General features: G+C 70.9%; 17 protein-coding genes and 3 pseudogenes. 13 read left to right on the top strand and 7 right to left on the bottom strand.

The window, feature by feature from the left end; genetic code table 11:
• Positions 1–6: 6 nt before the first annotated feature.
• From MUK52_RS31860 to MUK52_RS31845, 4 genes are read left to right on the top strand one after another with little or no spacing between them, the layout of a single operon-like run.
• Positions 7–1,617 (top strand): PfaD family polyunsaturated fatty acid/polyketide biosynthesis protein, encoded by a 1,611-nt coding sequence (locus MUK52_RS31860; protein ID WP_114059279.1) that lies wholly within the window; start codon positions 7–9, stop codon positions 1,615–1,617.
• Entirely contained in the window at positions 1,614–3,335 is a 1,722-nt protein-coding gene (locus tag MUK52_RS31855) for an acyl-CoA dehydrogenase family protein (protein WP_284581903.1), read from the top strand. Before MUK52_RS31860 ends, MUK52_RS31855 begins: the two co-directional genes overlap by 4 nt.
• Positions 3,335–5,131: an acyl-CoA dehydrogenase family protein gene (locus tag MUK52_RS31850; RefSeq protein ID WP_114059277.1), complete on the top strand. Its 1,797-nt coding sequence runs from the start codon at positions 3,335–3,337 to the stop codon at positions 5,129–5,131. The genes MUK52_RS31855 and MUK52_RS31850 overlap by 1 nt, the downstream gene beginning before the upstream one ends.
• Before the next feature lie 31 nt (positions 5,132–5,162).
• On the top strand, positions 5,163–6,470 hold the full coding sequence (locus MUK52_RS31845; protein ID WP_114059276.1) for an NAD(P)/FAD-dependent oxidoreductase: 1,308 nt from the start codon (positions 5,163–5,165) through the stop codon (positions 6,468–6,470).
• Here the strand turns inward: MUK52_RS31845 and MUK52_RS31840 are convergent.
• Complete coding sequence (locus MUK52_RS31840) at positions 6,448–7,143, bottom strand: MerR family transcriptional regulator (RefSeq protein ID WP_284581902.1); 696 nt, start codon at positions 7,141–7,143, stop codon at positions 6,448–6,450. The two genes, MUK52_RS31845 and MUK52_RS31840, sit on opposite strands and share 23 nt — an antisense overlap.
• A 105-nt stretch (positions 7,144–7,248) precedes the next feature.
• On the opposite strand from MUK52_RS31840, the gene MUK52_RS31835 reads away from it, so the two are divergent.
• The 4 genes from MUK52_RS31835 (at position 7,249) to MUK52_RS31820 (ending at position 10,214) form a co-directional block, all read left to right on the top strand.
• Positions 7,249–7,662, top strand: a complete 414-nt coding sequence (locus MUK52_RS31835) for a DUF3291 domain-containing protein (protein WP_428985509.1) — start codon at positions 7,249–7,251, stop codon at positions 7,660–7,662.
• A 256-nt stretch (positions 7,663–7,918) separates the two neighbouring features.
• Positions 7,919–9,313 (top strand): DHA2 family efflux MFS transporter permease subunit, encoded by a 1,395-nt coding sequence (locus MUK52_RS31830; protein ID WP_502963650.1) that lies wholly within the window; start codon positions 7,919–7,921, stop codon positions 9,311–9,313.
• A 164-nt stretch (positions 9,314–9,477) separates the two neighbouring features.
• On the top strand, positions 9,478–9,894 hold the full coding sequence (locus MUK52_RS31825) for a hypothetical protein (RefSeq protein ID WP_284581900.1): 417 nt from the start codon (positions 9,478–9,480) through the stop codon (positions 9,892–9,894).
• The gene (locus MUK52_RS31820) at positions 9,891–10,214 is read left to right on the top strand and encodes a winged helix-turn-helix domain-containing protein (RefSeq protein ID WP_284581899.1); all 324 of its coding nucleotides are present in this window, start codon (positions 9,891–9,893) and stop codon (positions 10,212–10,214) included. Before MUK52_RS31825 ends, MUK52_RS31820 begins: the two co-directional genes overlap by 4 nt.
• Before the next feature lie 13 nt (positions 10,215–10,227).
• On the opposite strand, the gene MUK52_RS31815 is transcribed toward MUK52_RS31820, so the two are convergent.
• The gene (locus MUK52_RS31815) at positions 10,228–11,160 is read right to left on the bottom strand and encodes a hypothetical protein (RefSeq protein ID WP_284581898.1); all 933 of its coding nucleotides are present in this window, start codon (positions 11,158–11,160) and stop codon (positions 10,228–10,230) included.
• 263 nt (positions 11,161–11,423) lie between these two features.
• On the opposite strand from MUK52_RS31815, the pseudogene MUK52_RS33235 reads away from it, so the two are divergent.
• From MUK52_RS33235 to MUK52_RS31800, 4 genes and pseudogenes are all read left to right on the top strand, one after another.
• Positions 11,424–11,657: pseudogene (locus tag MUK52_RS33235) on the top strand (CPCC family cysteine-rich protein); the annotation flags it as partial.
• Positions 11,658–11,976: 319 nt separating this feature from the next.
• Positions 11,977–12,567, top strand: coding sequence for an HD domain-containing protein (locus MUK52_RS31810; protein WP_284581897.1), 591 nt, complete (start codon positions 11,977–11,979; stop codon positions 12,565–12,567).
• Positions 12,568–12,689: 122 nt separating this feature from the next.
• On the top strand, positions 12,690–13,946 hold the full coding sequence (locus MUK52_RS31805) for a helix-turn-helix domain-containing protein (protein WP_284581896.1): 1,257 nt from the start codon (positions 12,690–12,692) through the stop codon (positions 13,944–13,946).
• 89 nt (positions 13,947–14,035) lie between these two features.
• Complete coding sequence (locus tag MUK52_RS31800; protein ID WP_284581895.1) at positions 14,036–14,530, top strand: hypothetical protein; 495 nt, start codon at positions 14,036–14,038, stop codon at positions 14,528–14,530.
• A gap of 264 nt (positions 14,531–14,794) precedes the next feature.
• On the opposite strand, the gene MUK52_RS31795 is transcribed toward MUK52_RS31800, so the two are convergent.
• The gene (locus MUK52_RS31795; protein ID WP_284581894.1) at positions 14,795–15,391 is read right to left on the bottom strand and encodes a TetR/AcrR family transcriptional regulator; all 597 of its coding nucleotides are present in this window, start codon (positions 15,389–15,391) and stop codon (positions 14,795–14,797) included.
• A 69-nt stretch (positions 15,392–15,460) separates the two neighbouring features.
• Between MUK52_RS31795 and MUK52_RS31790 the strand changes: the two genes are divergently transcribed.
• The gene (locus tag MUK52_RS31790; protein WP_284581893.1) at positions 15,461–16,081 is read left to right on the top strand and encodes a dihydrofolate reductase family protein; all 621 of its coding nucleotides are present in this window, start codon (positions 15,461–15,463) and stop codon (positions 16,079–16,081) included.
• 65 nt (positions 16,082–16,146) lie between these two features.
• Here the strand turns inward: MUK52_RS31790 and MUK52_RS31785 are convergent.
• The 4 genes and pseudogenes from MUK52_RS31785 to MUK52_RS31765 all read right to left on the bottom strand — a co-directional run.
• Positions 16,147–16,604 (bottom strand): annotated as a pseudogene (locus MUK52_RS31785) (transposase); the annotation flags it as partial.
• A pseudogene (locus tag MUK52_RS33340) lies at positions 16,574–17,132 on the bottom strand (winged helix-turn-helix domain-containing protein); the annotation flags it as partial. The pseudogenes MUK52_RS31785 and MUK52_RS33340, both read right to left, overlap by 31 nt.
• A 377-nt stretch (positions 17,133–17,509) precedes the next feature.
• Positions 17,510–18,226 carry a DUF3710 domain-containing protein gene (locus MUK52_RS31770; protein ID WP_284581891.1) on the bottom strand — a complete coding sequence of 239 codons (717 nt, stop codon included), beginning with the start codon at positions 18,224–18,226 and terminating at the stop codon, positions 17,510–17,512.
• A 292-nt stretch (positions 18,227–18,518) separates the two neighbouring features.
• Complete coding sequence (locus MUK52_RS31765) at positions 18,519–25,613, bottom strand: RHS repeat-associated core domain-containing protein (protein WP_284581890.1); 7,095 nt, start codon at positions 25,611–25,613, stop codon at positions 18,519–18,521.
• Positions 25,614–25,692 lie beyond the last annotated feature (79 nt).

Below are 25,692 nucleotides of genomic sequence, written 5' to 3'. Positions count from 1 at the left end.
TTCCCCATGGACACTCTCGAGACCCCTCTCCGGTGGTACGGAGAGCGCAACCCGAGCATCGACCCCGCCGGGATCTACCAGGTGCTGGCCGATCTGGACCACCCGTGTTTCATCACCGTCACCCGTGAGGGCATCGGCGCCGCGGCCGGCGGTTTCGCGACCGCCGACGGCGACGGCCTGCCCCTGCTGGCCGCCGCGCAGCCGCTCCCGCCGGAGCGGCTGGGCTCGGCCGCCTTCCGCGCCGCTCACGGGGTGAGGTACGCGTACATGGCGGGCGCCATGGCGGGCGGGATCGCCTCCGCCGACATGGTGGTCGCCCTCGCCCGGGAGGGGTTCCTCGCCTCCTTCGGCGCGGCCGGCCTGCTGCCCGAGCACATCGAGGCGGCGCTGGCCCGGTTCGCCGCGGAGATCCCCGGCCTGCCGTTCGCGGTGAACCTGATCCACAGCCCGAGCGAGGACCGGCTGGAGCGGGAGGCCGTCGAGCTGTTCCTGCGGCACGGGGTGCGCTGCGTCGAGGCGTCGGCGTACATGGACCTCACCCCGCACGTGGTGCGCTACCGGCTGGCAGGGCTGCGCCGGGACGAGGACGGCCGCATCGCCGCCGACAACCGGCTGATCGCCAAGATCAGCCGGCCGGAGACCGCCGAGCGGTTCATGCGCCCGGCGCCGGCCGCGCTGGTCGCGGCCCTGCTGGAGCAGGGGCTGGTGACGGCGGAGCAGGCCGAGCTGGCCCGCCATCTGCCGCTGGCCGACGACATCACCGTCGAGGCCGACTCCGGCGGCCACACCGACCGCCGGCCGCTGCCCGCACTGCTGCCGACGATCCTGCGGCTGCGCGACCACGTCCAGCGCGAGTACCGGTACGCCGTCCCGATCCGGGTCGGCGCCGGCGGCGGCCTGGGCACGCCCGTCGCGGTGGCGGCCGCCTTCGCGATGGGCGCCGCGTACGCGGTGACCGGCTCGGTGAACCAGTCCTGCCTGGAGTCGGGCGCCTCCACCGCCGCCAAGGCGATGCTCGCCGAGGCGGGCATCGCGGACTGCGAGATGGCCCCGGCGGCCGACATGTTCGAGATGGGCGTGGACCTCCAGGTCCTGAAGAAGGGCACGTTCTTCCCGATGCGCGCCCGCCGCCTGTACGAGCTGTACCAGGCGTACGACGGCCTGGAGGACATCCCGGCCGCCGACCGGGCGAAGCTGGAGTCGCAGGTGTTCCGGCGGCCGCTGGAGGACGTCTGGCAGGAGTGCGTGAAGTACTTCAGCCGCCGCGACCCCGAGCAGCTGGCCCGCGCGGCCGACAGCCCGAAGCGGAAGATGGCCCTGGTGTTCCGCTGGTACCTGGGCATGGCCTCGCGGTGGGCGGTCGTCGGCGACGCGGACCGCGCCATGGACTACCAGGTGTGGTGCGGGCCGGCCATGGGCAGCTTCAACGACTGGGTGACCGGCAGCTACCTCAAGACGCCCGGCAACCGCCGGGTCGCCGAGGTGGCCCACCACCTGATGCGGGGCGCCGCCTTCCACACCCGGCTGAACCAGCTGCGCAACGCGGGCGTGCACGTCCCGGCGTCCGCCGCGGACTACCGGCCGGTGCCGCTGGAGACCTCGGCGGGGATGCCGTGAGCGTGCGCGACGCGGAGGAGCTGGAGGCGCTGCTGGGCGACCCGGCGGACGACGCGAACCCGTACGGGTTCGCGGCGGCCGTCGGCCGCGACGAGCGGGACGCGTTCCCGGCGGAGTTCTGCGCGGAGCTGGCGCGGGCCGGGTTCCACCTGAACTACCTGCCCAAGGAGTGGGGCGGCACGTTCGAGGCCTTCGACCGCAGCCTGACGCTGGTGCGGTCGGCGGCCCGCCGGGACGTGAACATCATGCCCGGCACGATGTTCAGCATCATCGCGGCGACCTGCCTGCAGCTGCACGGCAGCGTGGAGCAGCAGCAGCTCGCCGCGGAGGTCCTGCGCGGCGGCGGCGCGGTGGGCTTCGCGCTCACCGAGTCGGCGCACGGCAGCGACCTGCTGGCCAACGAGGTCGCGCTGAGCGCGGACGGCGTGCTGGACGGCGAGAAGTGGATGGTCGGGCTGGGCCTGCGGTGCGAGGCGGTGTACGTGGTCGCCCGCACCGGGGCCCGCGGTCCCGGCGCGTTCTCGGCGGTCCTGCTGGACCTGCGGGACGTGCCGGCGGGGCAGCTGGAGCGGCTGCCGGCGGCCGCGACGAACGGGATGCGCGGCATCGACCTGGCGCGGCTGCGGTTCACGGGCCTGCGGGTGCCGGACGGGGCGCGCGTCGGCCGGGAGGGCGAGGGCCTGGAGGCGGCCGTCAAGGCGCAGCAGGCGGTCCGCCTGATGAGCATGGCCGGCAGCCTGGGCATCGCGGACAGCGCCGTCCGCATCGCCCTGGACTTCGCGGCCGTGCGGAAGGTCGGCAGGGCGGTGCTGGCGGCGTCGCCGTGGCCGCGGCGCGAACTGTCGGTCGCCGCGGCGGCGCTGCTCGCGGCGGACGTGTCGGCGCTGACCGCGGCCCGCGGCGTGCACGTGGTGCCGGAGGCGTTCTCGGTGTGGGCTCCGGCGGCCAAGCACGTGGTGGCGGAGTCCTGCGAGGAGCTGGTGCGGCGGGCGGGCGCGGTGCTCGCCACCCGCTCGGTGCTGCGGGAGGGCGAGGGCGGCGCGGGGCTGTTCCAGAAGCTCCAGCGGGACACGGCGGTGGTCCGGGTGATCGACGCGAGCACCCTGGCGAACCTGAAGTCGTACGCCGGCCAGGTGCCCACCCTCACCGAGGGCGGGGCCGCGGCGGCCGATCCGGGGGCGCTGTCCGCGGTGTTCGCCCTGGATGCCGCGCTGCCGGCGTACGAGCCGGGCCGGCTCGACATGTTCGCGCGCGGCGCCGACCCGGTCCTGGCGGCCCTGCCCGAGGCAGCCGCGGAGGTGGCGGCGGCCCTGGCGGCGGACGCGTCCGCCGCGCCCGTCGCGGCGCTGGTGGAGGAGCTGGCGGGCGCGGTGGCGGGGCTGGGCGGGCTGACCCGCGCGGCCCGCGGGCCGGGCGCCGACCCGAACGCGCTGGTGGACGCGGCCGAGCGGTACGCGTGGCTGCACGCGGCGGGCTGCGCCGTCCACCTGTGGCGGGCCAACCGGGACCGCTCCCTGTACGGGACGGAGCCCGGCTCGGCCGGCTGGCTGGGCGCGGTCGTCGGCTATCTGCTGGCCCGCGCCGACGGCAGCGACCCGCGGCGGCGGGGCGCGGTGCTGGAGCCGGCGCTCGACGCGGCGCTGGCCATGCGGGAGTCCGGCCTGCTGTTCACCGCGCTGCCGGTGCGGCTGGCCTCGAACCGACGGGAAGAGTCCTGATGTCCAAGTCCGATCTGACCGCGCTGGCCGCGGAGCTCGAGGAGTACCTCGGCGACCCGCACGACCCGGACAGCCGGATGCCGTTCGCCGGGGTGCTGGAGTTCGACGAGAGCGGCGCCTATCCGGTGCACTACGTGAACCTGCTGCGCCGGTGGGGCGCGCACCTGCGGGGCCTGCCGGCCGAGCAGGGCGGCCTCGCGGGCAACGTGGAGACCGGTGTCAACCTGATGCGCCTGGTGGCGCGCCGCGACCCGTCGACCGCGGTCGGCACGGCGCTGAACAACCTCAGCTTCATGCCGGCGTGGATCACCGGCACGGAGGAGCAGAAGCGCTCGCTGATCGCGGACATGCGGCGGGGCAGCTCGATGTCCTGGGGCCTGTCGGAGCGGGTGCACGGCAGCGACCTGGTGGCGAACGAGGTGCGGGCCGAGCGGGTCGAGGGCGGCTGGCGGCTGTACGGCGAGAAGTGGCCGATCGGCAATGCGACGGTCGCCGACAAGATGGTCGTCTTCGCGCGGACCGGGGAGCGGCCGGGCCCGGCCGCGTACTCGCTGTTCGTGGTGGACAAGTGGCTGGCGGAGCCGGGCACGGTCGAGGACACGCCGTTCGAGAACCTGTACGGGGTGCGGGCGCTGGACCTCAGCGGGGTCCGCTTCGACGGGACGTTCGTCCCGGACTCGGCGATGCTGGGGCGCCGCGGGGAGGGTCTGGAGATCGCCCTGAAGGCGAGCCAGACGGCCCGCGTGGTGCTGATGCACCTGGCGCTGGCCGCGGTGGACACGAGCCTGCGCCTGGCGGTGGACTTCGCGGAGAACCGGGTGCTGCTGGGCGACACCGTCGCGGACGTCCCGTACACGCGGCGCCAGCTGGCGGAGGCGTTCGCGGACCTGATGCTGGCGGACGCGGTGTTCCTGGGGGCGACGCGCAGCCTGCAGGCGGCCCCGGAGCAGGTCAGCGTGTGGTCGTCGGTGGTGAAGTACCTGGTGCCGACGAAACTGCAGCGGACGCTGTCGCAGCTGACGGTGGTGCTGGGCGCGCGGACGTTCGTCCGCGACCACCCGCACTACGGCATGCACCAGAAGATGGTCCGCGACATCCTGATCACCGACATCGCCGACGGCAACACGGTGGTGAACCTGCGCAACCTGGGCCACCAGCTGGGCAGCCTGCTGGCGTCGGCGGCCGACCCGGACCCGGCGGCCGTGGCGGTGGCCGAGGAGCGCGCCGCGACGCTGTTCGGGATGGACGCGGAGCTGCCGCCGTACGCGCCGTGGAAGCAGGAGCTGTTCAGCCGCGGCGGCCTGGACGACGCGGTGCTGGCCGCGCCGGACGGGATCCGCCGGCTGCGGGAGCTCGCTGAGCGGGCCGCGGGCACGGACCGGGAGCGGCTGCTGGCCGCGGCGGACACCGCGGAGGAGCTGGTGGGGCGCGCGGGCGCGCTGCACGGGCGGGCGCGGGACCTGAAGGCGCGGCTGGGCCGGGCGTACGCGCAGTCGCCGGAGCTGTTCGACCTGGCCAAGGAGTACTGCCTGGTGCACGCGGCGGCGGCGGTCGTGCTGTCGTACGTTCACTCGCAGGGGGTATTCGAGGCCCCGCTCCCCAATCCCGCTCTACTGCTGCTCCAGTTGGAGCGCGTACGCAGGGAGTTGTACCCGCACGAAGCGGTCACGGACCAGTCCGTGGTCGACGACGTGATGCAGGTGCTGCGGCATCTGCACCGGGAGGACCGGCTGTTCTCGCTCTGGCAGTTCCCGCTCGCCAAGCGGACCTCCGACTCCTCCGCCGCCCGCATCTGACATCGCCGCAACGACTGTGAAGGACGTTTCCATGTCGCAGAATCCCACTCCCCGCGTCGCGATCGTCGGCGCCGGCGTCGCCGGGATCTCCGCTGCCTACCACCTGCGCGGGCACGCGCAGATCACCGTGTTCGAGCGGGAGGACCGGCTCGGCGGGCACGCCAACACCGTGGAGGTGGAGGACGACGGCCGCATCCTCGGCATCGACACCGCTTTCGTGGTCTTCAACCGGCCGGCCTACCCGAACCTGTTCGGCTTCTTCGAGGAGCTGGGCGTGGAGGCGGTGGAGCACCTGGGCGGCTTCAACTTCTTCGACCTGGACAGCGGGCTGGAGTACGGCACGCGCGAGCTGGACCTGTCGGAGGAGGAGGTCGTCGGCCGCTACTCGGAGGAGTTCGTCACGATCTGGCGGGAGGCGCGCCGCTTCCACGAGGAGGGCCGCCGCGACTTCCTGCGCAAGAAGGCGGACATCCCGCTGGGCGAGTACCTCGACCGGGGCGGCTACAGCGAGGCGTTCCGCTACTCGTACGTGATCCTGCTGTGCTCGGCGGTGTGGTCGGTGCCGGCGGAGCTGATCTGGGAGATCCCGGCCTCGACGGTGATCGCCTTCTACCTGGGGCACGACGAGGGCGGGCTCGGCGGCCGCAAGGTCGACTGGCGGACGGTCGGCGGCGGCTCGATCTCGTACGTGCGCAAGGCGGTCGCCGCGATCGGCGGCGACCTGCGGGTGGCGGAGCCGGCGACGTCGATCCGGCAGGAGGCGGACGGCGTCACGGTGACGACGGCCCGGGGCAGCGAGACGTTCGACTACGTCGTCGTGGGCACGCACGCGGACGAGGCGCTGGCGCTGCTGGAGAACCCGACGGCCCGCCAGAAGGAGGTGCTGGGACCGGTGCGCTACAGCTCCTCGCGGGTGGTGCTGCACACGGACGCGTCGGTGATGCCGGCGACGAGGGAGCGCTGGGAGGCCTGGAACTACGGGCAGGTCGTGGCGGGCGGCGAGGCGAAGCAGTACGTGGCGTACTACATGAACAAGCTGCACGGCTTCACCGCGGAGAAGGACTACTTCGTGACGCTGGACTACCCGCTGGAGGTGGACCCGGAGTCGGTGATCGCGGAGTTCCCGTACACGCACCCGATCATCGACATCAACGTCCGCAACCTCCAGGCGGACATATACAACGTCAACGAGGGGACGCGGCTGAAGCTGGCCGGCTCCTACTTCCACTCCCGGAAGCTGGGCTGGGACCAGATCGGCTCGCACGAGGCGGGCTTCTCCTCGGGCGCCGAGGCCGCGGCCCAGCTCCTGAAGGAGCTCAGGGAGCAGGCGGAGGGCTGACGCCGCCCGCGGGCGCGCCGGGAGCGTCCGGGCCCTCGGGCCCGGCGCCCCGGCGGACCGCGGACTGGTGCTCCTGGGCGAGCCGGCGCAGCGCCATGAGGGCCGGCTCCAGCAGGACCGTCAGCACCAGGGCCTGCTCGGCCATTTCGAGCGGGTCCTGGATCCCCTCGATCCCGTCGAGGTCGACGGCGGCGATCCGCGCGGCGAGCTCGCCGTAGGGGACGAGCCGCTTCCAGTCGTAGTCCGTGCCGAGCTCGGCGAGGGTGTCGAGGGTCCGGGCGACGACCGCCTTGCCGGAGGCGTCCTCGGACACCTGCCAGCCGAGGGCGTCCAGCAGGGCGTCGACCTCGGACATGCGGGGGCTCGCCGCGCCCCCGGCCGCGTCCCCGGTGTCCGCCGCGTCGGCGGTGGCTCCGAGGACGAGGCCGAGGACGCGGTGGGGGTCGCCCTCCCGCTCGTACACGCCGCCGAGGACCTCCTTGGCGGCGCCCACGCTCAGCCCGCGCACCCCGACCAGGGCCCGGACCAGCCGGAGCCGCCGTACGTGCGAATCGTCGTACTCGGCCTGGTTCGGGGCGGTCGCGCGTCCGGGATGCAGCAGTCCCTCGCGGAGGTAGTACTTGATGGTGGTGATCGGCACCCCGCTGCGGCGGCTCAGCTCCGAGATACGCATCGCTCTTCCTTCTCCCGGCTCATTTTTGCACTTGATTAGCTAGTGGACAGTTCCACTATCTATCATGGATACTGCCACTCACCAATACTGAAGGCGAGACCCACGGTGCCCAAACTCACCTGGCAGAGCAGCAAGCAGGTCCCCGCTGACACCCGGACCCACATCATGGCCTCCCGCTTCGAGGTCAGGTCGTTCGCCGACGTCCCCCGCTTCTTCGTCCGCGCCCTCGCGGCCTGGGCCCAGCTGAAGACGTCGCGCGGAGCCGTCGAGGCCTCCCTGATCGCCCAACCCCTCAAGCGCACGTTCTGGACGCTGTCCGCCTGGGAGAGCCGCGAGGCGATCCACGGCTACGCGAGGACCGAACCGCACCGCGGCATCATGCGCGAACTGCGGCCCACGATGCGCACGGCCGTCTTCACCTTCTGGGAGCTGCCCGTCGGCGAACTCCCGCTGGACTGGGACGACGCGCGCGCCCGCCTCGCCGCGCAACTGCGCGCGGACGCCGAGAACGCCTCCTGACGGCGCCCTCCGGGCGCGCCGCACTCCGCCCGGACCCCTCTTCTCCCGACCCGGGACACCCCCGCCCCGGGTCGGGCCCCTCCTCTGCACGACCGTCTTCCGTCCCCGCCTTCGTACTGGAGACCCCCGGATGAGCACGAACCAGACCAAGACCCCGAGCACGGGCCCCGGCGGCCCGGGCGCCTTAGGAGCGGACGACGGCGCGGGGCGCCGCCGCCCGGCCCTGTGGCTGCTGATCACCGCGACGAGCGTCCCGATGTTCATGGTCGCCCTGAACAACCTCGTCGTCTCCACGGCCCTGCCGACCCTGGCCAGGGACCTGAGCGCGGACACGCAGGACCTCCAGTGGTTCGTCAACGCGTACGTCCTGGCGTTCGCCTGCCTGCTCCTGACGGGCGCGGCCCTCGGCGACCGGTTCGGCCGGCGCAGGGTCTTCCTCCTGGGCATCGGCCTCTTCACCGCCGCCTCGGTCTACTGCGGCCTGTGCGACACCACCGCCGAGCTGATCGCCGGCCGCACCGCGCAGGGCGTGGGCGCGGCGGCCGTGATGCCGCTGTCGATGACCCTGCTGGCGCAGGCCGTACCCGCCAACCGGCGCAACCTGGCCCTCGGCCTGTGGTCGGCGTTCAGCGGCCTGGCCGTGGCCTTCGGCCCGCTGGTCGGCGGCGCCGTCGTCGACGGCATCGACTGGCACTGGATCTTCTGGATCAACGTGCCCGTCTGCCTGATCGCGGTCCCGCTGGTGCTGAAGGTCCTGGACGAGAGCCGGCTGGCCGGCACCCGCCTCGACCTGTTCGGCATGGTCCTGGCCACGGGCGGGCTCGTCGCCCTGGTCTGGGGCATCGTCAACGGCTCCGAGGACGGCTGGACCGACGGCACCATCATCGGCGCGTTCGCCGCCGGCGTGGTCCTGCTCGCCGGGTTCGTCGCCTGGGAGGCGCGGGCCGCGGAGCCGATGCTGCCGCTGTCGCTGTACCGGATCCGCTCGTTCGTCCTCTGCAACGCGGTCTCGGGGGCGATGTACTTCGGCGTCTTCGGGTCGATCTTCCTGCTCTCCCAGTACCTCCAGATCGCCCCGGTGCGCACCCCGCTGGAGGCGGGCGTGCTGACCCTGGCGTGGACCCTGATGCCGATGTTCATCGCGCCGGTGGCCGGCATCCTGACCGACCGCGTCGGCGGCGGCCGCCTGATGGCGCTCGGCCTCTTCCTCCAGGCGGTCGGCCTCGGCTGGATCGCCCTGGCGGCGACGGACAACACCCCGTACTCGCACCTCGTCGGCGGCATGATCATCGGCGGTACGGGCATGGGCTTCGCCTTCGCCCCGACCGCGGCGGTCGTCCTCGCGTCGGTCTCGCAGAAGCTGTACGGCACGGCGTCGGGCGCGAACACCACGGCCCGCGAGGTCGGCGGCGCCCTCGGCATCGCCGTCCTGGCCACGGTGTTCGTCCGCAACGGCTCCGCGGAGAACGCCCAGCAGTTCGTGGACGGCATGAAGCCGGCGATCTGGGTCGGCGTGGCGGTGGTCCTCGTGGGCGCCGCGGCCGCCCTGGCCATCCCCCGCACCCCCGCCGCCCGCCCGGCGGCGGACGAGCCGACGCCGGACGAGACAGCCCCCCAGCCGGCGAAGGCGACGGCGACGGCAACGGCCTGACGCCCCGCCACCCACCCCGCGGGCCCGGTCGGTTGAACCGACCGGGCCCTGCCGCGTCCGCCGCCCGCCGCCCTTCCCTTCAGGCATCTACTTGCTAAGGTGGAAAGTAGATGCCGGACGGCAAACAAACCCGTCCGGCGCGCAACGACGCACGGGGGCAACAGGTGGCAGACCAGACAAGCGCGAGCGCGACCCTGCAGGGCATCGCGCGGATCGAGGCAGCATCCCAGGCAGGCAGGGGCTGGTACGGCCGCTACCTGTGGCTGTTCGCCGCATGGCAGCTCGTCCTCGTCCCCGCCGTCCTGCTGTGGCGCGGCCCGGCAGCACTGGCCGTCACCATGCCGGCCAACGCCCTGGCGGTCACGGCCCTCTCCGTGTTCGCCGTACGCCGGCCGGTGGTGCCGCGCGGCATGGGCCGCAGGCACCTGACGGTAATCGGCACCTGGGCCGCGGCCTACTGCGCGAGCCTCGCGCTGGGTCTGACCGCGTTCACCGGCAGCGTCCCCTTCGCGGCCGCGGCAGCCCTGGCCTGCGCCGCCCCGGCGGCGGTCGCCGCCCTCCGCGAATCCCGCCCGGCATGACGACCAAGCCGGCCCCGCCGACGGGGCACCCCCGCCACGCCCTCGAACCCCTCCTGAACTCGGCGGTCCGCCTGTCGGTCGTCGCAGCGCTCGCCGGCATCGACAAGGCCGAGTTCGCCTACATCCGCGACCTGGTGGAAATCACCGACTCGGCCCTCTCGAAGCAGGCGACACGCCTGGAGGAGGCGGGCTGGCTGGGCATCGAAAAGGGCCAGGCAGGCCGCCGCCCCCGCACATGGCTGTACCTGACCGACGCCGGCCGCGCAGCCTACACCCGCCACCTGACGGCCCTACGAGCCATCGCGGGCCCCCTGCACTGACGCCGCGGAGGCGTCAGTCCTGCGGATTGCCGTTGGCGCCGAGCATGGCGCTCATGGCCCGATAGGCGTGCTCCCCCTGCGCGTTCCCGCGGTCGTGCACCCGCAGCAAGTACTGGTAGAGGGCAGCGACACAATGGTCCCGACTCGTATAGGCCGCGTCGTCCACCAACTCCAGGTCGGAATTCACCTCCCGCAGCGTCCCGTCGGGCTGCGTGTACAGCGGATGCCAGTGCAATGTCACGTTGGGATTCATCGTCTGAATCGCCCGCAACTGCGGCACCTCCTGCAACAAGAGCACGCTCTCCGGTTCGTAGGCCCGCATGAAGACATGCACGGGCACGGTGGCCCGGCTCACGAACGCCTGGGACACCACGCGCCACATCGGCAACTTCAGGTCCCAGTCCGGCGTGATCACCAGCCTGTCGAGCACCCGCCCGAACCGGGTTTCCTCCAACGGCGTGTGCCCCCTCACCGCGGCATACCGACTGACCGCCTCGCCGCCGGACCACAGGGCCAGCGTGGGCGTGTCGATCTCCAGGTGGTTCCCCACGAGCTTCACCAGATCCGAGAACCACGTGTTCGACATGGCGTGGCCGCGCCGCTCCTGCACGTCCTGGATCTGCGCGGCCTCCGCGTTGACCTGCCCCTGCTCGGCGAGGCCGCCCAACACCAACTGCCAAGCGTCATCGACCACGTCATCGGCGACTCCGGCTTCCCTCATCATCGAGCAGAAGTCGCTCCACTCCGCGTGCGCGGTAGGCGCCATCGCGTACTCCCGCTCCCGCCCCGCCTCCGGCGGCTCGGCAGCACGCTGGATCCACCGGGTGACGGCCGCATTCCCCGCGGCCCGCTGCAAGGCGGCAATCCCGTGCAGCGGCGCCGCCTCCGCACGCCGCCCACCCTCCCGACCCGCCCGGGCACCCCCGGCCTCCTTCACCTCACGCACCCCGCACCCCTCCCTCCACCGAAAACCCCGACGCTAGCGACGCTCCCCCACACCGCCGAGGCCCAGAAGGGCACCCCCGAGGGCACCTCCCCACCCCCACCCGCACACGCGTACCGACCCCAACGGACACCCCCACGTGTGCGGCCTTCGGCAGCCACCTGATCGGGCGGCTTCCGGCTGCGAATCCCCGCGATCGAACTCGACCTGGACAAGGCGCCGGCAGCAGCAGGTCCGGATCGGGGTTGACTGCGCGGTAGGACAGGATGACAGGCGTGATCATCAAGTACCCCTGCGTGTGCTGCGGCCGTCTGACAATGGGCGAGCCACCCGGCTCGTACGAGATCTGCCCGGTGTGCTTCTGGGAGGACGACGCCCTGCAGCTGCGCTGGCCCGACTGGGAAGTGGGCGCCAACCGGACCTCACTGGTCGAGGCGCAACAGAACTACCAGGCTTTCGGGGCCTGTGATGAGCGGTCCGTGGAACACGTCCGCCCACCTCGGGACGACGAGCCGCAGGACCGGAGTTGGCGGCCTGTCGATCCCGAGCGCGACCACTTCGAACCCCAGGGCGTTCAGCTGGCCGCGTGGCCGGTCGATCCAACGGTTCTTTACTGGTGGCGGTACCGGACCACGGGTTTCTGGCGTCCCCCGGTCGGCTGCGCGTCACCCGGCCTGTTCGTCGAGCCGGGCCAAAAGGCCGCCGAACCATCGCACGGGGGGGCTTCTTCCCCGATCACCTCCCGAGGCCGTGGCTTCGAACCCTCCGCCCGGTCCGGCTCTGCTTCAGCCCGCTGGAAACTCCCCCTAGGCTCGGCAGATGCCTTCCACCCTCCTCGCCCACGCCCTGACGACACCCCTCGACCCGCCCCTGCGCCCCCTCCCGGACCCCGTACCGGACCTCCTCGCGACCCTGGGAGCAGCCCCCCGCCTCGCCGCACACCTGCGCGCCGTCCACGACGTGGCGTACGAGCTGACGACCTGGGTCGCGAACCACTTCACCACCCTGGAGATCGACCGCGAGGCGGTGCTGTTCGGCGCGGCGACCCACGACATCGGCAAGGTCCTGCACCCCGCCGAACTCACCGGCCCCGGCTCCGCCCACGAACCGGCCGGCCGCGCCCTCCTCCTCGCCCACGGCTTCCCACCCCGCCTGGCCCGCTTCGCGTACACCCACGCCCGCTGGACGGACCCGGCCGCCACGGTGGAGGACCTCCTGGTCAGCACGGCGGACAAGGTCTGGAAGGGCAAGCGCGTCCCCGACCTGGAGGACCTCCTGACCGCCCACCTGGCCAGGGCCGCAGGCACGGAGCCCTGGGAGGCCTTCCTGCCCCTGGACGACACCCTGACCACCCTGGCCGACACGGCCGAGTCCCGCCTGTCCTTCCAGTCCGCGTACCCGGTGACCTGAGGCCGACTCGTCCGCTCCAGCCGGTCCCGAACGTCGCGTACCGGCAAAAGGATTGGGCACCCGAGGCCGACCCCGCGTCCTACGCTGTCCTGTGTCGAGCTGCACAGAGAAGGGGCAAGGCCGTGTCATTCGATGCTCCCCCCGGCCCGCACGACAATCCCATCGCGTTCGGGCAACGTGTCCAGATCCACCGCACCCGCCGCGGCATGACCCGCGAGCAACTGGCCGGACTCCTCGGCCACCACCCGTCCTGGGTGAAGAAGATCGAGACGGGCAGCATGCGCATGCCGCGGCTGCCGGAGATCCTGCGCATCGCGCAGGCCTTGCGGATCCGCCGCCTGGACGACCTCGTCGGCGACATGGGCGCCGAGCCGCACACCGACCTCTTCCTCGGCCCCGACCACGACAGACTGGCGGCCGTCCGCACGGCCCTCGCCTCCTACCCTCCGCCCGGGACGCGCGAAGCCCCGTCGCCGGAGTTCCTGCGCGCCGCCCTCGACTCCGCGTGGCGCGCCCGCCACGGGGCACCCGACCACCGCGAGGTGATCGGCTCCCTCCTGCCCGGACTGATCCGCGACACGCAGCTGGCGGTCCGCCAGGCCGACACCGCAGCCGAGCGGCGCGCCGCCCTTGCCCTCCAGGCGGAGGCGTTCCACCTGGCGCAGTTCTTCGTCGCCTACCAGCCGGACCCGTCGCTGCTGTGGCGGGTCGCCGAGCGCGGGACGGCCGCGGCCCACGAATCCGAGGACCCGCACGCCATCGGCGTGGCCGCATGGCTGTCCGCCCAGGCCCACCGCGACTCCGGCCCCGGCCGCTACGACGAGGCGGACGAAGTCGTCCGTCAGGCCCTGCACCTACTCGAACCGAACCTGGACCGGGCACCCCAGCACGTCCAGGCGCTCGTCGGCGCACTGCGTGCGGAGGCCGGCCTCACCGCCGCGAAGCGGCGCGAGACGGGCGCGGCGTGGGGCTGGTGGGAACGCGCCGACCAGATCGCACAGCGCCTGCCCGCCGACTACTTCCACCCCATCACGTCCTTCGGGCGCGCGCTGATGGGCGCGCACGGCGTGAGCGTGGCCGTGGAGCTGCACTCCGGCGGCGAGGCCGCCCGCCAGGCCGCCCGGGCAGAGGCCGCCACCATCCCGTCGCGCCCGCGACGCGCCCGCCACCGTGTCGAGCAGGCTCGTGCGTACCACCTGGACGGCCAAGCCGAAGCCGCGCTGACGACCCTCCAACAGGCGCACGCAGCAGCCCCGGACACCACCCGCTACAACGGCTTCGCCCGCGTCATCGTCCTGGAAGAGACGACCAGCCGGGCTCCGGAACGCCGCCGCCTGGCAAGCCGCCTGGCGGTCGACCTCGGCCTCCTGGCCGCCTGACGCACAGGGGCCGAAACCGGGCCCCTTCCCCCCACCCGGGGCCCCTACCGTCGTCGCCACACCGAGCCGACGACGGTAGGGAAGGCCCCTTGCACCACAACACATCACCCACGGACTGGTACGCCGGAGCACTGCGCGACCCGGCGGAGGCGTACGCGGCATGGCGGACGTGCGGGGTGGCGGTGCTCCCGCTCGGGGAGCGCTTCGAGGCGATCCGCTTCCCGCAGGCTCTCGCAGCCGCAGCAGTCGGCTGCACCACGACCACGGTCGTGAACCTGGCCTTCGCGGACGCTCTGGAGGGCCCGATCATCCACGACCCCCGCGGCGGCAACTACTACCTCCTGGTCGCCCCCGGCACGCGAACCCGCTGGAACCGCACCCACCAGCGCCGCGCCGAATGCCTCGGCGCCGACACCCGACTCGGCGTCCCGCACCCCACCCACCACCACCCGACCCCGGCCCGCCCGCTCTACTGGGCCAACCCGCCCACCCCGGACACCCCCTTCTGCCGCACGGCCGCAGCCAACCTCCTCCTCCGCATCGCAACGGCCCGCCTGACGGAGCCGGCGGCAACCACCCCGTGACCGCGGCGCCGCCACGCCGAAACGGCGAGAAGCACCCGCATCTCGAACGCCCGGCCCCTCACAAGGGCCGGCCGAGATCACACCCCGGCCCCCGCTCCCCCTCTCCTGCAGGTTGGTTTGAACGCCAACCCCCACCCACCAGCCGGCCGCACCGGGCGCCCCAGTACAACCGGCCAATGCTCCGAGGGGCCGAGGGGCCAACGGGGCAGACGAGGCAGACGAGGCAGACAGGGCAGACAGCCCCGTCGGGGCGGACGGGGCCGCCTACGCGGACGACGACGACGCCGCCGCCCCCACGATGCGCTCGACCGCAGCAGCGACCAGCGCATCCCGCTCCTCCTCCCCGAAAACCTCGGGCAAGGTGAGCTGCTCAACGATCAGCCAGTTCAGCGCCAGCATCAGCAACTTGACGGCAGTCGCATCACCAGGCAGCCCAGAGGCCTCGTGGTAGGCGACGTTCGCATCGACATCGGTCCGGACCCGCTCGGTCAGGACCTTCCGGAGCTCAGGCCGACGCGTCGCCTCGAGCCGCAGTTCGAGCAGCGCCAGGTACCCGGTCCGGAAGGACGCGACCCGCCCGACGAGTTCCCGCATCAGCTCGACGTACGTCTCGCGATCCCGTCCGGCCGTCCGCTGCCGCTCGATCGTCTCCTCGTCCGGCTGCAGCCGCTCGTACACGCGCGCGCCGGCCTGGGTGAGGAGGTCGTCGCGGTTGGCGAAGTAGTTCGACGCGGTACCCGCCGGCACGGCGGCCTCGCCATCCACCGCGCGAAAGGTGAGCCCTCGCGCGCCTTCCCTCGCCAGCACCTCGATCGCAGCGTCCACCAAGGCCCTACGCCGCTCCTCGTTCCGCCTCGCCATTGCCACCACTCCATCCGTAGTACTACAGTCAAACCACTACAAACACAGTACTACAAACGGAGTCCCATCTTGCGCAAGCTCGTGTACTACGTAGGCGTCTCCATCGACGGCCGCATCGCCGGCCCGGGCGGCGAGTACGACTTCTTCCCGACCGGCGACGAACAGCAGACCGCCGCGTACACCGCATGGACGAACACCCTCTACCCGGAGACCGTCCCGACGGCCTTCCGCACCGCCTCCGGCGTCGCCGACACCCCGAACCGCCGCTTCGACACCGTCCTCATGGGCCTCGGCACCTACCGCCCGGCCTACGACGCGGGCATCACGAGCCCGTACGCCCACCTGCGCCAGTACGTCATCTCGAGCACCCTCACCCCGAACCCGGACCCTGCGGTCACGGTCGTCCCGGGCGACCCCCTCCCCCTCGTCCGCGACCTGAAAAAGGAGGACACGGGCGGCGGCCTGGACATCTGGCTCTGCGGCGGCGGCAAACTGGCAGGCGCCCTGCTCCCCGAGATCGACGAACTGATCGTCAAGAGCTACCCGGTGGTCGCCGGAGCCGGCATCCCCGCCTTCGACGGCCCCTTCGACCCCACCGCCTTCACGGTCACGGAACGCACCACCTTCCCCACCGGCACCACCCTCACCCGCTTCACCCGCTTCACCCGCACCACACAGCCCCGCCGCTAAGAGCTGTCCCGTAAAAGATCTCCGAGTCGACTCGGGCATGGTTGGCTGCGGTGTGGCCCCCTGGTCTATCCGGCGAGAGCGACGTCGTGCATCCGGGCGATGCCGAGCATGGCGTGGTGGACGCCATCGCCTCTGAGGCGGCAGTCGCGGAGGATCTTCCAGGTCTTCATGCGGGCGAGGCCATGCTCGACGCGGGCACGGACCTGCTTGTGGGACCGGTTGTGGTCCTCTTTCCAGTCCGGCAGCGCAGCCTGGCCGCGCTGCCGACGGTGCGAATGACGAGTCCGGTGCCTGGGTAGCCGCCGGCGGCGATCGTGAGGGTCTTGCCGACGGATGCCTTGGCGCCGGACTCCTCCCACGCTTTGCAGTCGTTGCGGTTCCCGGCAAGCGGCCGGCCGACCAAGACGACCAGTCGGGTGTCGGCGTCGATGACGACCTGATGGTTCGTGGAGTGTCGGTAGTTCTTCGACCGCTCGGCAATCGTGTAATCGCGGGTGGGTAGCAGGTCATGCCCACCATCGACACTCGTCCGGCGCCCCGTCCACGAACTCGGACGACCGGGGTCCGTCCGATCCGGCCCCAAGTTCAGGCACGCGGCGGCGTCATCGACTGGCCGGCTTCGTCCTCAAACACGATCCAGCCGTTGCATGCCGCCGCGGTGCTCTTACCCGCGGCCAGACGTCCCTCTTCCACAGCTCCACGGCCGCGTCGTCGCGTTCGATGGCTCGGCGGATCGGCTGTTGCCACGACCAGCCGTGCCGCTTCAGCAGCCGTCATGTGCCCTCCACCGTGTAGCTCACATGGAACAAACGGCCGATCAGTATCTTCACCCGCGTTAGCGTCCACCTCTGGTCGGCCCAACCATGGACCAGCGGACCACGGTCCGACTCCCGCTCAAGTCTGGCGATCTGCTTCTCGCGAGCCGCGGTCGCCCCCGCGAGCCCTTCGACAGGACTCCGGCCTCGCCACGACCGCGCCACTGGCGGCGCCACCGCTCCACCGATCGCTCGCTGACCCGCAACACAGTAGCGATCTCCCGGTTCATCTCCCCGCCAGGATTCCTCGTTCTGCAGGGTCAGCTATTTGAATCCTTTCCATGTCGATTAACACGATCCGCAGACTGGAACGGGATGCCGGCACCGCGGGCGATTAAATACATTTCGAAGGGCAGCCACGCCAATACTCTTCAACCAGGTAACTAGCTTCACCGACGTTGCCGTCAGACGATTTGGGGCCCTGTCGATAATCGGCAGGGCCCCAAATTTTCTAAAGAGTCTCACATCTACTCGCTCACGAACACGCGCGAGCCCTTGAGTGGCCCGCCCGAACCGTTGCGAGCGGTCGACCCCAGCAGGATAGGCCCTGAGAGGGTCAGCATGGTTCAAGGGATGGATCAGCCTGCCATTTCCCGACCATACCCAACGACATTCACACAGGCATTCTCAGCGGAATCGCCCGAGTATGCTCCGGCGGCGCCAGGCCGTAATCGGTGGGCGAGGCGGAAATACCTGTGGTACGCATCGCGAAGGAGGGCACAACCACCACACTTTCGAAGCAGGAATATGCCCAATCGTCACGACTTTCAGGGAGGGCCAGTTCGCCGTTTATCACTCCCCTCAGCAGCCAGCCCGGACCGTCACATCCGATGAACCGCACCGTCATGGAGTCTCGCCCGTGAACATCACTGACAACGGGGATCGTCGCTCTGAGCTCGACACCAGCCCGCCCAGACCATTGCTCAGCCTCGCCTCCACGTGCTCGCACGTCCTCCTCAAGCCGGACGCGGACCCTCTCCCACTCCGGCTCCCCGAGTATCCGAAATGCCTGAAGTTGCAGGCTTGCGGTGGTGTCACGGAGGAGGACCACCTCCCCGTATTCCGGGCCGGACCGCAGACGGTTGAGCTCTACCTTTCGTGCAGCCCCACGCGGAATCCTCAGCCCCCCGAGGTCCAGCAGGTCGAGGGTCTGCCATCCCGTCTCACTCACGTCCCACGGACCGACATCGACTCCGCGGCACGGGGTTGCAAGCAGGTCTCCTGCTTGCAACGCCTCCTCGTTCATCGCTCGCGCCGACTCCATGAGGACGGTGACCTCTTCATCCGTCATCGCTTCCTCGGCAATGAGAAGAACCAAGAGTTCAAGCACTCGCTCGAGGGTAAATGCTCCGCTCTGCCGCGCTACACGGGCTGCCGAGAGGTTGCCACGCAGCGCGTCTACCAGACGATCGCCCTCGTCACGAGACAGCCCTGGAGGCAGCCGAGGAAGCAGTTCGGGACCCGTTCGGCCTCCCTCCCAGCGCAAGAGAAGCAAAGCCTTGAGGCTGAGAAGGAGAACCCATCCCGGAGTCACCTGCTGCCAGTCACCCCATTTGGCTCTCTCTGATGAACTCGGTGACAGGTGACCATCACGGGTGAACTCTTCCAAGATGGCACGTGCTTCACTGTCCACGACGCCCATTCCACCACCCCCTCAGAATTTGCCAAGCACGCCAACCGACCATGCCAGCCGCAGCAGCCGCTTCTACGATGCCGCCGGAACCACCACTAGAGTCTGCCAGATCCGCCATTTTCTCTGCATAAGTCGGGGCGCGGGACACAGTAGAGGCTCGGGTCTGTGCCTCGTCACCCACCGCTTGACTCGCGCGACGGGTAGTGCCCGGTTCCGAGTGGGATCGCGTCCCGCGAGGTGAGCTATACCCGCCGTTAGCAGGATCGACGATATCCGGCAGCTCGGCCGGGTCTTGCGAGGCCCGGCCACGGCCCCTGATGATCTCGGGGCCGTCATCTCCAGCTACAGGACAATTGTGGACGAGGACGGGGGCGGCGCCTGCGAGCACATAGTACGTGTGGAAGTCGTTGACCGTGAGGTTGTGGGTGGTTACTGCGTAGGGGTAGTTGCGCTTCGTCTGGACCGTGAGGGTCGTGCCGTCCGGGCGGCGGAGTTGTTCGCCGGGGTTGAAGTCGCCCGCGTCGACCCACTGTCGGCGGGTCTCGTTCCAGTGCGGGTGGTGGAGGGTGGAGGTGAGCTGGACGGGCGGGGCGCGGGGGTTGCTGTCGTCGGTGAGGGTGAGGTCCGTGAAGTCCTTGTCGTCGGGGGTGGTGATGGTGGCCGTCACCCGCTGGGGGCGGGTCTCGCCGGTCTGCGGGTCTGTGGCGAGGACGGTGTCGCCGACGCGGACGTCCTGGATCTCCTTCGTCGTTCCGTCGGCCATCTGCACACGGGTGCCGGTGGGGAAGCTGTTGGTCTTGCAGCTCGGCCCGGAGGTCTCCGCGTCGCTGCGGGAAGAGGAGCTGCTGGTGCTCGCCTCGCTGTCGGCCGCCTCTCGTGTTGTTTTGCTCTGCGTGCCTGCGCTGTCGGTTGCCGTCTCCTTGCCGGCTTTCTCTGATGCCGCCTGCGCTGCCTTCGCCTCGGCGTCCCTCGCCTCCTTCGCAGCAGTCTTGGCACGGGCCATGGACTCTGCCGCGCTGGAGACCCCGCGTTCCGCCTCGTGGACGGCGTCGTAGGCCTTGTTCAGCTCCTTGTAGATCTTGAAGGCCTTGATGCCGACCTTGATGGCCTTGGCGATCTTTCCCCAGGGGACGAAGTTGAGGGCCGTGTTGATGCAGGCCATGACGTCGCCCTTGGTGAAGCAGTCGCGGGCGTCGTTGTAGCCGATCAGGTCGCCGATGAGGTTGACGACCTCGCGGACGAGGTGGTCCCGCCGCTGCTTGGCCTTGTAGAGCTTGTTGTTCGCGTTCCGAAGCGCCGTCTCGCCGTCATCGGGCGTGGTGCTGCCGGTGCTCCGGGTGAACGGCTTGTCCAAGCCGCTGTCCTTGTTGTTCTTGCACTCAACTGGGTTGTCGCAGCCGTTCTTGAGGCCGCTCGGGTCCGACTTGTTGATCGGGTCGTTGTTCGAGTACGCGTACGCGTTCCACTGCTGGGGGTCGCCCGCGTCGATGATCGGGTCCGGGCTGATGAAGCGGCCCGTTGTCGGGTCGTACTCGCGGGCCCCCAGGAGGGTGAAGCCGGTCGACTTCTCCTTCGTCCCGCCGACGAAGCCCTTGTCCCCCGCCCAGGCCCCGGGTGCCGGCGGAGTGCCGCGGTCGTTGCCGAAGGGGTCCGAGGCGCGGCGGACGTGGCTGAGGTCGGTGGCGTTGAGCTGGACGCCGCCCGTGCCGTGGTGGTCGGAGCTCTGGTAGGTGAGGTTCGACGTGCCGTCGGCGGTGGTGCGGGTGATGGACAGGCCGCCGGGAGCCGCGTAGGTGCGGACGTTGGTGACCTTGCCGGTGGCGGAGTCGAGGGTGATCTGGTCGGAGCCGAGGTTGAGGGTGGTGCTGCCCGGGTCGCGGCGGATGAGCTGGTTGCCGCTCGTGTCGTACAGGTAGCTCGTGCCGGCGCTCTCGCCGGTGCCCACGATCTTGTCGAGCTTGCCCTGCTCGTTCCAGGTCAGCGTCTTCGTGCCGGGCGTGCTGGTGATGGAGGCGGTGTTGCCGCCCGCGTCGTACGTGTACGACGTGACCTTCGTGCCGGACGGCCCGGTCTCGGTGGAGGCCATGAGGGCGTGCGGGCCGCCCGTGCCGGTGCCGGTGTTCTGACGGCCGCCGAAGGTCTGGGTGACCGTCGTGTCCTTGGCGGTGTTGCCGGTGACGTCCTTGCGGACCAGCTTCTTGCGGTTGCCGATCAGGTCGTACTCGTACTGCTGCCAGTACGGGGCCGGGCCGCTGACGCTGGGCTTGCCCGTGCCGTCGACCGCGGGGCCGTCGCGGTTGGTGCAGCCGCCGATGCCCGGGACGCTCGGCTGCGGGGCGGTGGTCTGGGTGCCGCTGTCGGTCCAGGCCTGGGTCAGCCGACCCAGGTGGTCGTACGTGAAGCACTGCAGGTCGCGCTGGGCCCCGTCCTGCGTATTGCCGATCGACGTCAGTCGGCCGGCCTGGTTGTAGGTGTAGTCGACGGCGTCGACACTGGCGGTCGCGTCCGTCTGCTTGTCGAGAGTCGAGCGGATGGTGCGGCCGGTCGCGATGTCGTGGTCAACCGTGGAGACGACCTGCTTGCCGGTCGTGCCGAGCGTCGTGCGGACGTCGTTGCCGTACGGGTCGCGCCACAGGTCGACGAGGTACGGCGACAGCGTCCCATCAATCGTGCCATCGAACGCGACGAGGTTGCCCGCGGTGTCGGTGGAGAACGTCAGGGTCTCGGCGGCAAGTCCTGCCTGCGGGATGGACGGCAGCACCGTCGTCGCGAGCTGCCCGAAGGAGCTGTAGGTGTTCTTGGACTCGTAAGTGCCGGCCAGTCCCTTCTCCACTGCCGGGATCGTGGTCTTCGTCCCGAGCGGGCGGTAGCCGGCGTCGTACCCGGTGACCTCGGAGACGTAGGCGCTGCCCCCGGCCCCACCGACGTAGCGGGTGGTCGTCGCCGGCTTGCCCAGGGCCTTGGTGTCGTAGGTGAAGCCGCCCACCTGCTTGGCCGGGTCGACGGCCGTGCCCTCGTACGTGGCGACGGTGCGGCCCAGGATGTCGGTGAGGGTCGTGGCGCTCTTGCCCCGGCCGTCGGTGACGGTGGTGAGGTTCCTGCTGTCGTCGTAGAGGGTGGTGCCGGTGCCGGAGTCGGGGTCGGTGGTCTTCACCACCCGGCCGAGGAGGTCGTAGGCGAACGTCCACTCGTTGCCCGCGGCGTCCTTCCGCCGCAGCTCCTTGCCCTGCGCGTTGGTCTCGTACGTCGTCTCGTCGTACGGGCCGGTCGGCGTGTTCGACTTGTACTGGCGCAGGAGCGAGGTGGTGCCGTTGCTGATGGTCGCCGTCGCGAAGCCGCCGTTCGGCGGGATCGTGCGGGTCTCGTCGGCACCTGGGTACTCCATCCTGGTGCGCCACTGCTCCACGCCGTACGACTGGAGGATCGACGCCGTGGGCCGGCCGAGGCCGTCGAAGACGGTGACGGTCTGCGAGGGGAGCTTGCTGTCGGGGTTGACGCCGCCGTTGGGGAGGAACAGCGCCCCCGACGGGCGCGCCTCGTTGTTGTAGTAGGCGGCGCTGGTCTTCACCTGCCGGCCGTGGGAGTCGAACAGTGCGTCGGTGATCAGGCGACCGGCCGTGCCGGACACCGGGTTGGCCTGCGTCTGGCGGATGCGGCCCAGGCCGTCGTAGATGGTGTAGCTGGAGGTGTACGTCTTGTTGCTCATGAGCGCCTGGCTCAGAACGCTGGACGGCGCCGCAGTGCCGTTCATCGCGTACGCGTACTTGCGCACGGGCAGCGCGCCCTTCGCGCGCTCCTGGCCGGGCTGCCAGATGGACGTGACGCGGCCGAAGGGGTCGTAGGCGCGTTCGGCGACGCGGCCGTTCTCGTCGGTGGTCTTCAGCGGGAGCGAGCGCCCCGGGTCGAGGGTGGTGGTCGTCTTCCAGCCGAGCGGGTTGGTGTGGGTGACCTCCGTGGGGACGGCGCCGGTGGCCGGCTTGTATTCCGTCGTGGTGACCGCGCCGTCGGGGTGGGCGGCGTCCTTGCGGACCTTGTTGGTGTTGCTGGTGACGCGGCCGTACGCGTCGTACGTCGAGGTGGAGTTCAGCCGGTAGACCGGCTTGCCCGCGTCGTCGTACCGCTCCAGGACCGCGGTGCCGGTCTGGTCGCCGGTAGCGCCGGTCTGCTTGGCCGGCAGGTTGTCGAAGTAGGCGAGGGTGTCGCCGACCGTGTTGGCGGCGGTCGGGGTCTGGCCGCAGGCGCCCGAGAGGACGAGCGTGCGGGAGACCAGCTCGGTGACGGCGCCGCCGGGGCCGGCGGCGTAGTCGAAGGTGGTGCACAGGCGCTGCTCGGGGCGGGCCAGGTCCTGCTTGTCGTCGACCTCGATCGGGCGGGTGAACAGCGTGTCGTCGTACTTCGACGTGCGCTCGCTCGTGCGCCAGGTGCCGTCCGCCAGCTTGGCCCGGCTCGTCACCTTGGCCGTGTTCTGGGCGCGGGCGGTGATGGCGGGCATGCCGCCGGACTGGGCGCGGGTGGCGGTGGCCTTCTCGGCGAGCCAGGGGGTGGTGACCTCGTCGGCGACGACCTTGCCGCCGTCACGGTCGTACGTCTCCGTCTGGAGCACCCGGCCGGCGAAGGCCTCCTGGTCCTTGGTGGAGCCGCCGTGGGCGTCCGCGAGGGTGACGCTGCGCTTGGTGCCGTCGGCGAGGGTGTCGCCGTCCATGCCGCGCAGGTACGTGGCCACCGTCTTCGTGCGCGGGGCCTCGGCCGCGTTGCCGTTGCCGGTTCGGGTGGTGACCGTGGCGAAGCCGCGGAACTGGTCCCAAGTGCGGGTCTTGGGGTCGGCGAACTCGGAGTCGTTGCGGTGCCAGGCGATGCCGCCGCCGTACTCGTAGTCCGTCACGGTGGTGACCTGGCCGGCGACCTTGTCCTGCTGGGTGACCGACTGGACGACGACCTTGTGGAACCAGTCGTTCACCGGGTCCGCGTAGGACTGGCCGGGCAGGTACCACTTGACCGGCATGCACGCCATGGTGTTGCGGTCTTCCGCGAAAGGCATCGTGCCCTTGGTCCGGGAGCACTCCGGCGCCTTGTAGACGACGTTGATCTCGCCACCGGTCTCGGTGGTGATCGTCTGGATGCGGGGCCGGTTGTAGCGGGGCGCGGAGGCTTCCGTGCCGTCCGGGCGCTTCACCACGCCGTCGACGCGGTTGGCGATCTGCAGCGGCGCGAAGGACACCAGGGGCAGTTTCTGCTCCGGCTGCCCGTTGGACGCCCTGCGCTCGATCGAGTTGAGCCAGAGGGTGGGCGAGGAACCGTCGCCGGGGTCCTGGAACGACTGGTTGAGGAGGTAGGTGTCGACCAGTCGGTGGCTCGTGCCGGCCAGGACCTCAGTGAAGATCTTCGTGATGCGCTTGGTGCTGAAGTACGTGGGCGAGAGGTTCAGGCACTGGCCGGTGGACTTGCACTCCTGGTCGACGGGGGTGTCGGGCCAGGATTTCGCGTTCGCCGACGTGCGCTGCGCCGGGTCGCAGGTGATGCCGTCCTTGGGGAAGCAGCGCTCCGCCGAGGCCAGGCGGATCTGCGCGGCCGGCTTGAGCGTGCCCTTGGCCGCGATCTGCTCGGGCAGGCGCTGGCCGTAGCCGATCCACGTCGGGATGCTGGCGCGCTGGTACTTCGTGGAGGTGCCGGTGCCGTTGTTCTGGCCGCCCCCGCGCCCGTAGTAGTTGTCCTCCTGGTGGTAGCGGTAGCTGGTCAGGTTCTGGTGCGGGTCGACGGCGTAGTCGAGGTTCCACTGCCAGCCCAGCTGCTTCCAGGTGCCGTTGGCCGGAGTCGCGGCGCCGAGGCACTTGTCCTGGCCGCTGTTGAAGTAGACCGGGACCGTGGAGACGGACTTGGCCTCCGGGTCGGTTCCGTCGCCGCCGGGCAGGCGGTTCGCCCCGAAGTAGTACTGGGTGCCGTCGGGGATGGTGACCTTGAAGGCCTCGCCCTGCCAGGCCGAGTTGCGCTGGCCGGTCAGCCTCTCGATCTTGGTGCCGTCGTCGTTCTGCAGCCGGTAGACGCAGGTGGTGTCGTCGCGGACGATCTGGCCGGAGTGGCCCGCCAGGTTCAGGGAGAGGATGTCGCCGGCCCAGCACTCGTCGCCCGAGTCCTTGATGCCCGCGTCCTTGCAGCTCTTGTACGAGCGGGAGATCGAGCCGGGGCTCCAGTCCCAGCCCTCGCCGATCGGGCCGGCCTGCGCGTTCGTCGACGCCGTACGGCCGTCCACGGAGGAGGAGTCGTAGCCGAGCGAGATGCTCGGCCCGGCGCCGGCGATGCCGTTGGGCACCTCGACGGTGTAGCCGTAGGTGAAGTTCGCGGCGTTGGCCCCGGCCTGCCAGGACGCGGACGGCTGCAGCGGCGTCGCCGTGTAGTCGCCGCTCGCGCCCCGCGGGCCCGCCTCCACGGCGATCGCCGTGTCCAGGGCGGCGAGTACCTGCGGGGCCGACGCAGCGGCTCCGGCCTTGCCGTCCTTGCCCGCGGAAGGTGTGGACGGCTTCGGCGCGTCGATCTGTGCGACGAGGCGCCCCGAAGCGTCGCGGCGGGAGTCCAGCGGCGTCCGCGAAGTGCAGCCGGCGGCGCCCGGGGTGGTCAGGGCGCAGGCGGGCATCTGCACCACGCGGGCCCGGTCGGCCCAGTTCGCGCCGGTGGCCGCGGCCCATGCCGAGATGTCGAGGGCGACTTCGACCTTGCCGGTCGGCCCGGCGCCGGGCGCGGCGCTGAGGCCGACGAGTGCGCCGTTGACTCCGGCGGTACGGGTCTTGGCGGCGTCCTTGAGTTCGACGCGGAGGGCGGAGTCCTGACGAAATCCGGCCCCGGCTGCTCCGAGAACCCGGGACGAGAATCCAGCCGAACTGTTCGCGCCATTTACAGGTGCGATCCAGACAGGCAGCTTTCCGGCCTGAATCGACCCGTTCCCCGACGCCCCCTGAGGCGAACCCTTCGGCGCCAGCTTGACATCAACTACACCCGAAGGAATCTTCTTGTTCGAATCGGGCGTCCATTTTCGGCCAGACGGCGCCTGCTTCGCGGAGCGCTTTGCGTCGACCCCCTTGACCGGTTTCACATCCGGCAGCGCCGTTTGGGGTGGAACCCACACGCGTGGAGGCTTTTCGGCCGCCTGGACGGCAGGCAAACCCAGACCG

Source organism: Streptomyces sp. 2P-4, from assembly GCF_030167965.1.
Classification (GTDB): Bacteria; Actinomycetota; Actinomycetes; order Streptomycetales; family Streptomycetaceae; genus Streptomyces; species Streptomyces globosus_A.
The sequence above is the reverse complement of the archived record's forward strand: the minus strand, read 5'-3'. Positions and strand labels throughout refer to the sequence as shown.

What these genes read in the sequence shown, in the direction of transcription:
- MUK52_RS31845 (WP_114059276.1), top strand. Translation starts at nt 5,163, where the DNA reads ATGTCGCAGAATCCCACTCCCCGCGTCGCGATCGTCGGCGCCGGCGTC.
- MUK52_RS31810 (WP_284581897.1), top strand. Translation starts at nt 11,977, where the DNA reads ATGCCTTCCACCCTCCTCGCCCACGCCCTGACGACACCCCTCGACCCG.
- MUK52_RS31830 (WP_502963650.1), top strand. Translation starts at nt 7,919, where the DNA reads ATGTTCATGGTCGCCCTGAACAACCTCGTCGTCTCCACGGCCCTGCCG.
- MUK52_RS31850 (WP_114059277.1), top strand. Translation starts at nt 3,335, where the DNA reads ATGTCCAAGTCCGATCTGACCGCGCTGGCCGCGGAGCTCGAGGAGTAC.
- MUK52_RS31860 (WP_114059279.1), top strand. Translation starts at nt 7, where the DNA reads ATGGACACTCTCGAGACCCCTCTCCGGTGGTACGGAGAGCGCAACCCG.
- MUK52_RS31795 (WP_284581894.1), bottom strand. Translation starts at nt 15,391, where the DNA reads ATGGCGAGGCGGAACGAGGAGCGGCGTAGGGCCTTGGTGGACGCTGCG.
- MUK52_RS31840 (WP_284581902.1), bottom strand. Translation starts at nt 7,143, where the DNA reads ATGCGTATCTCGGAGCTGAGCCGCCGCAGCGGGGTGCCGATCACCACC.
- MUK52_RS31820 (WP_284581899.1), top strand. Translation starts at nt 9,891, where the DNA reads ATGACGACCAAGCCGGCCCCGCCGACGGGGCACCCCCGCCACGCCCTC.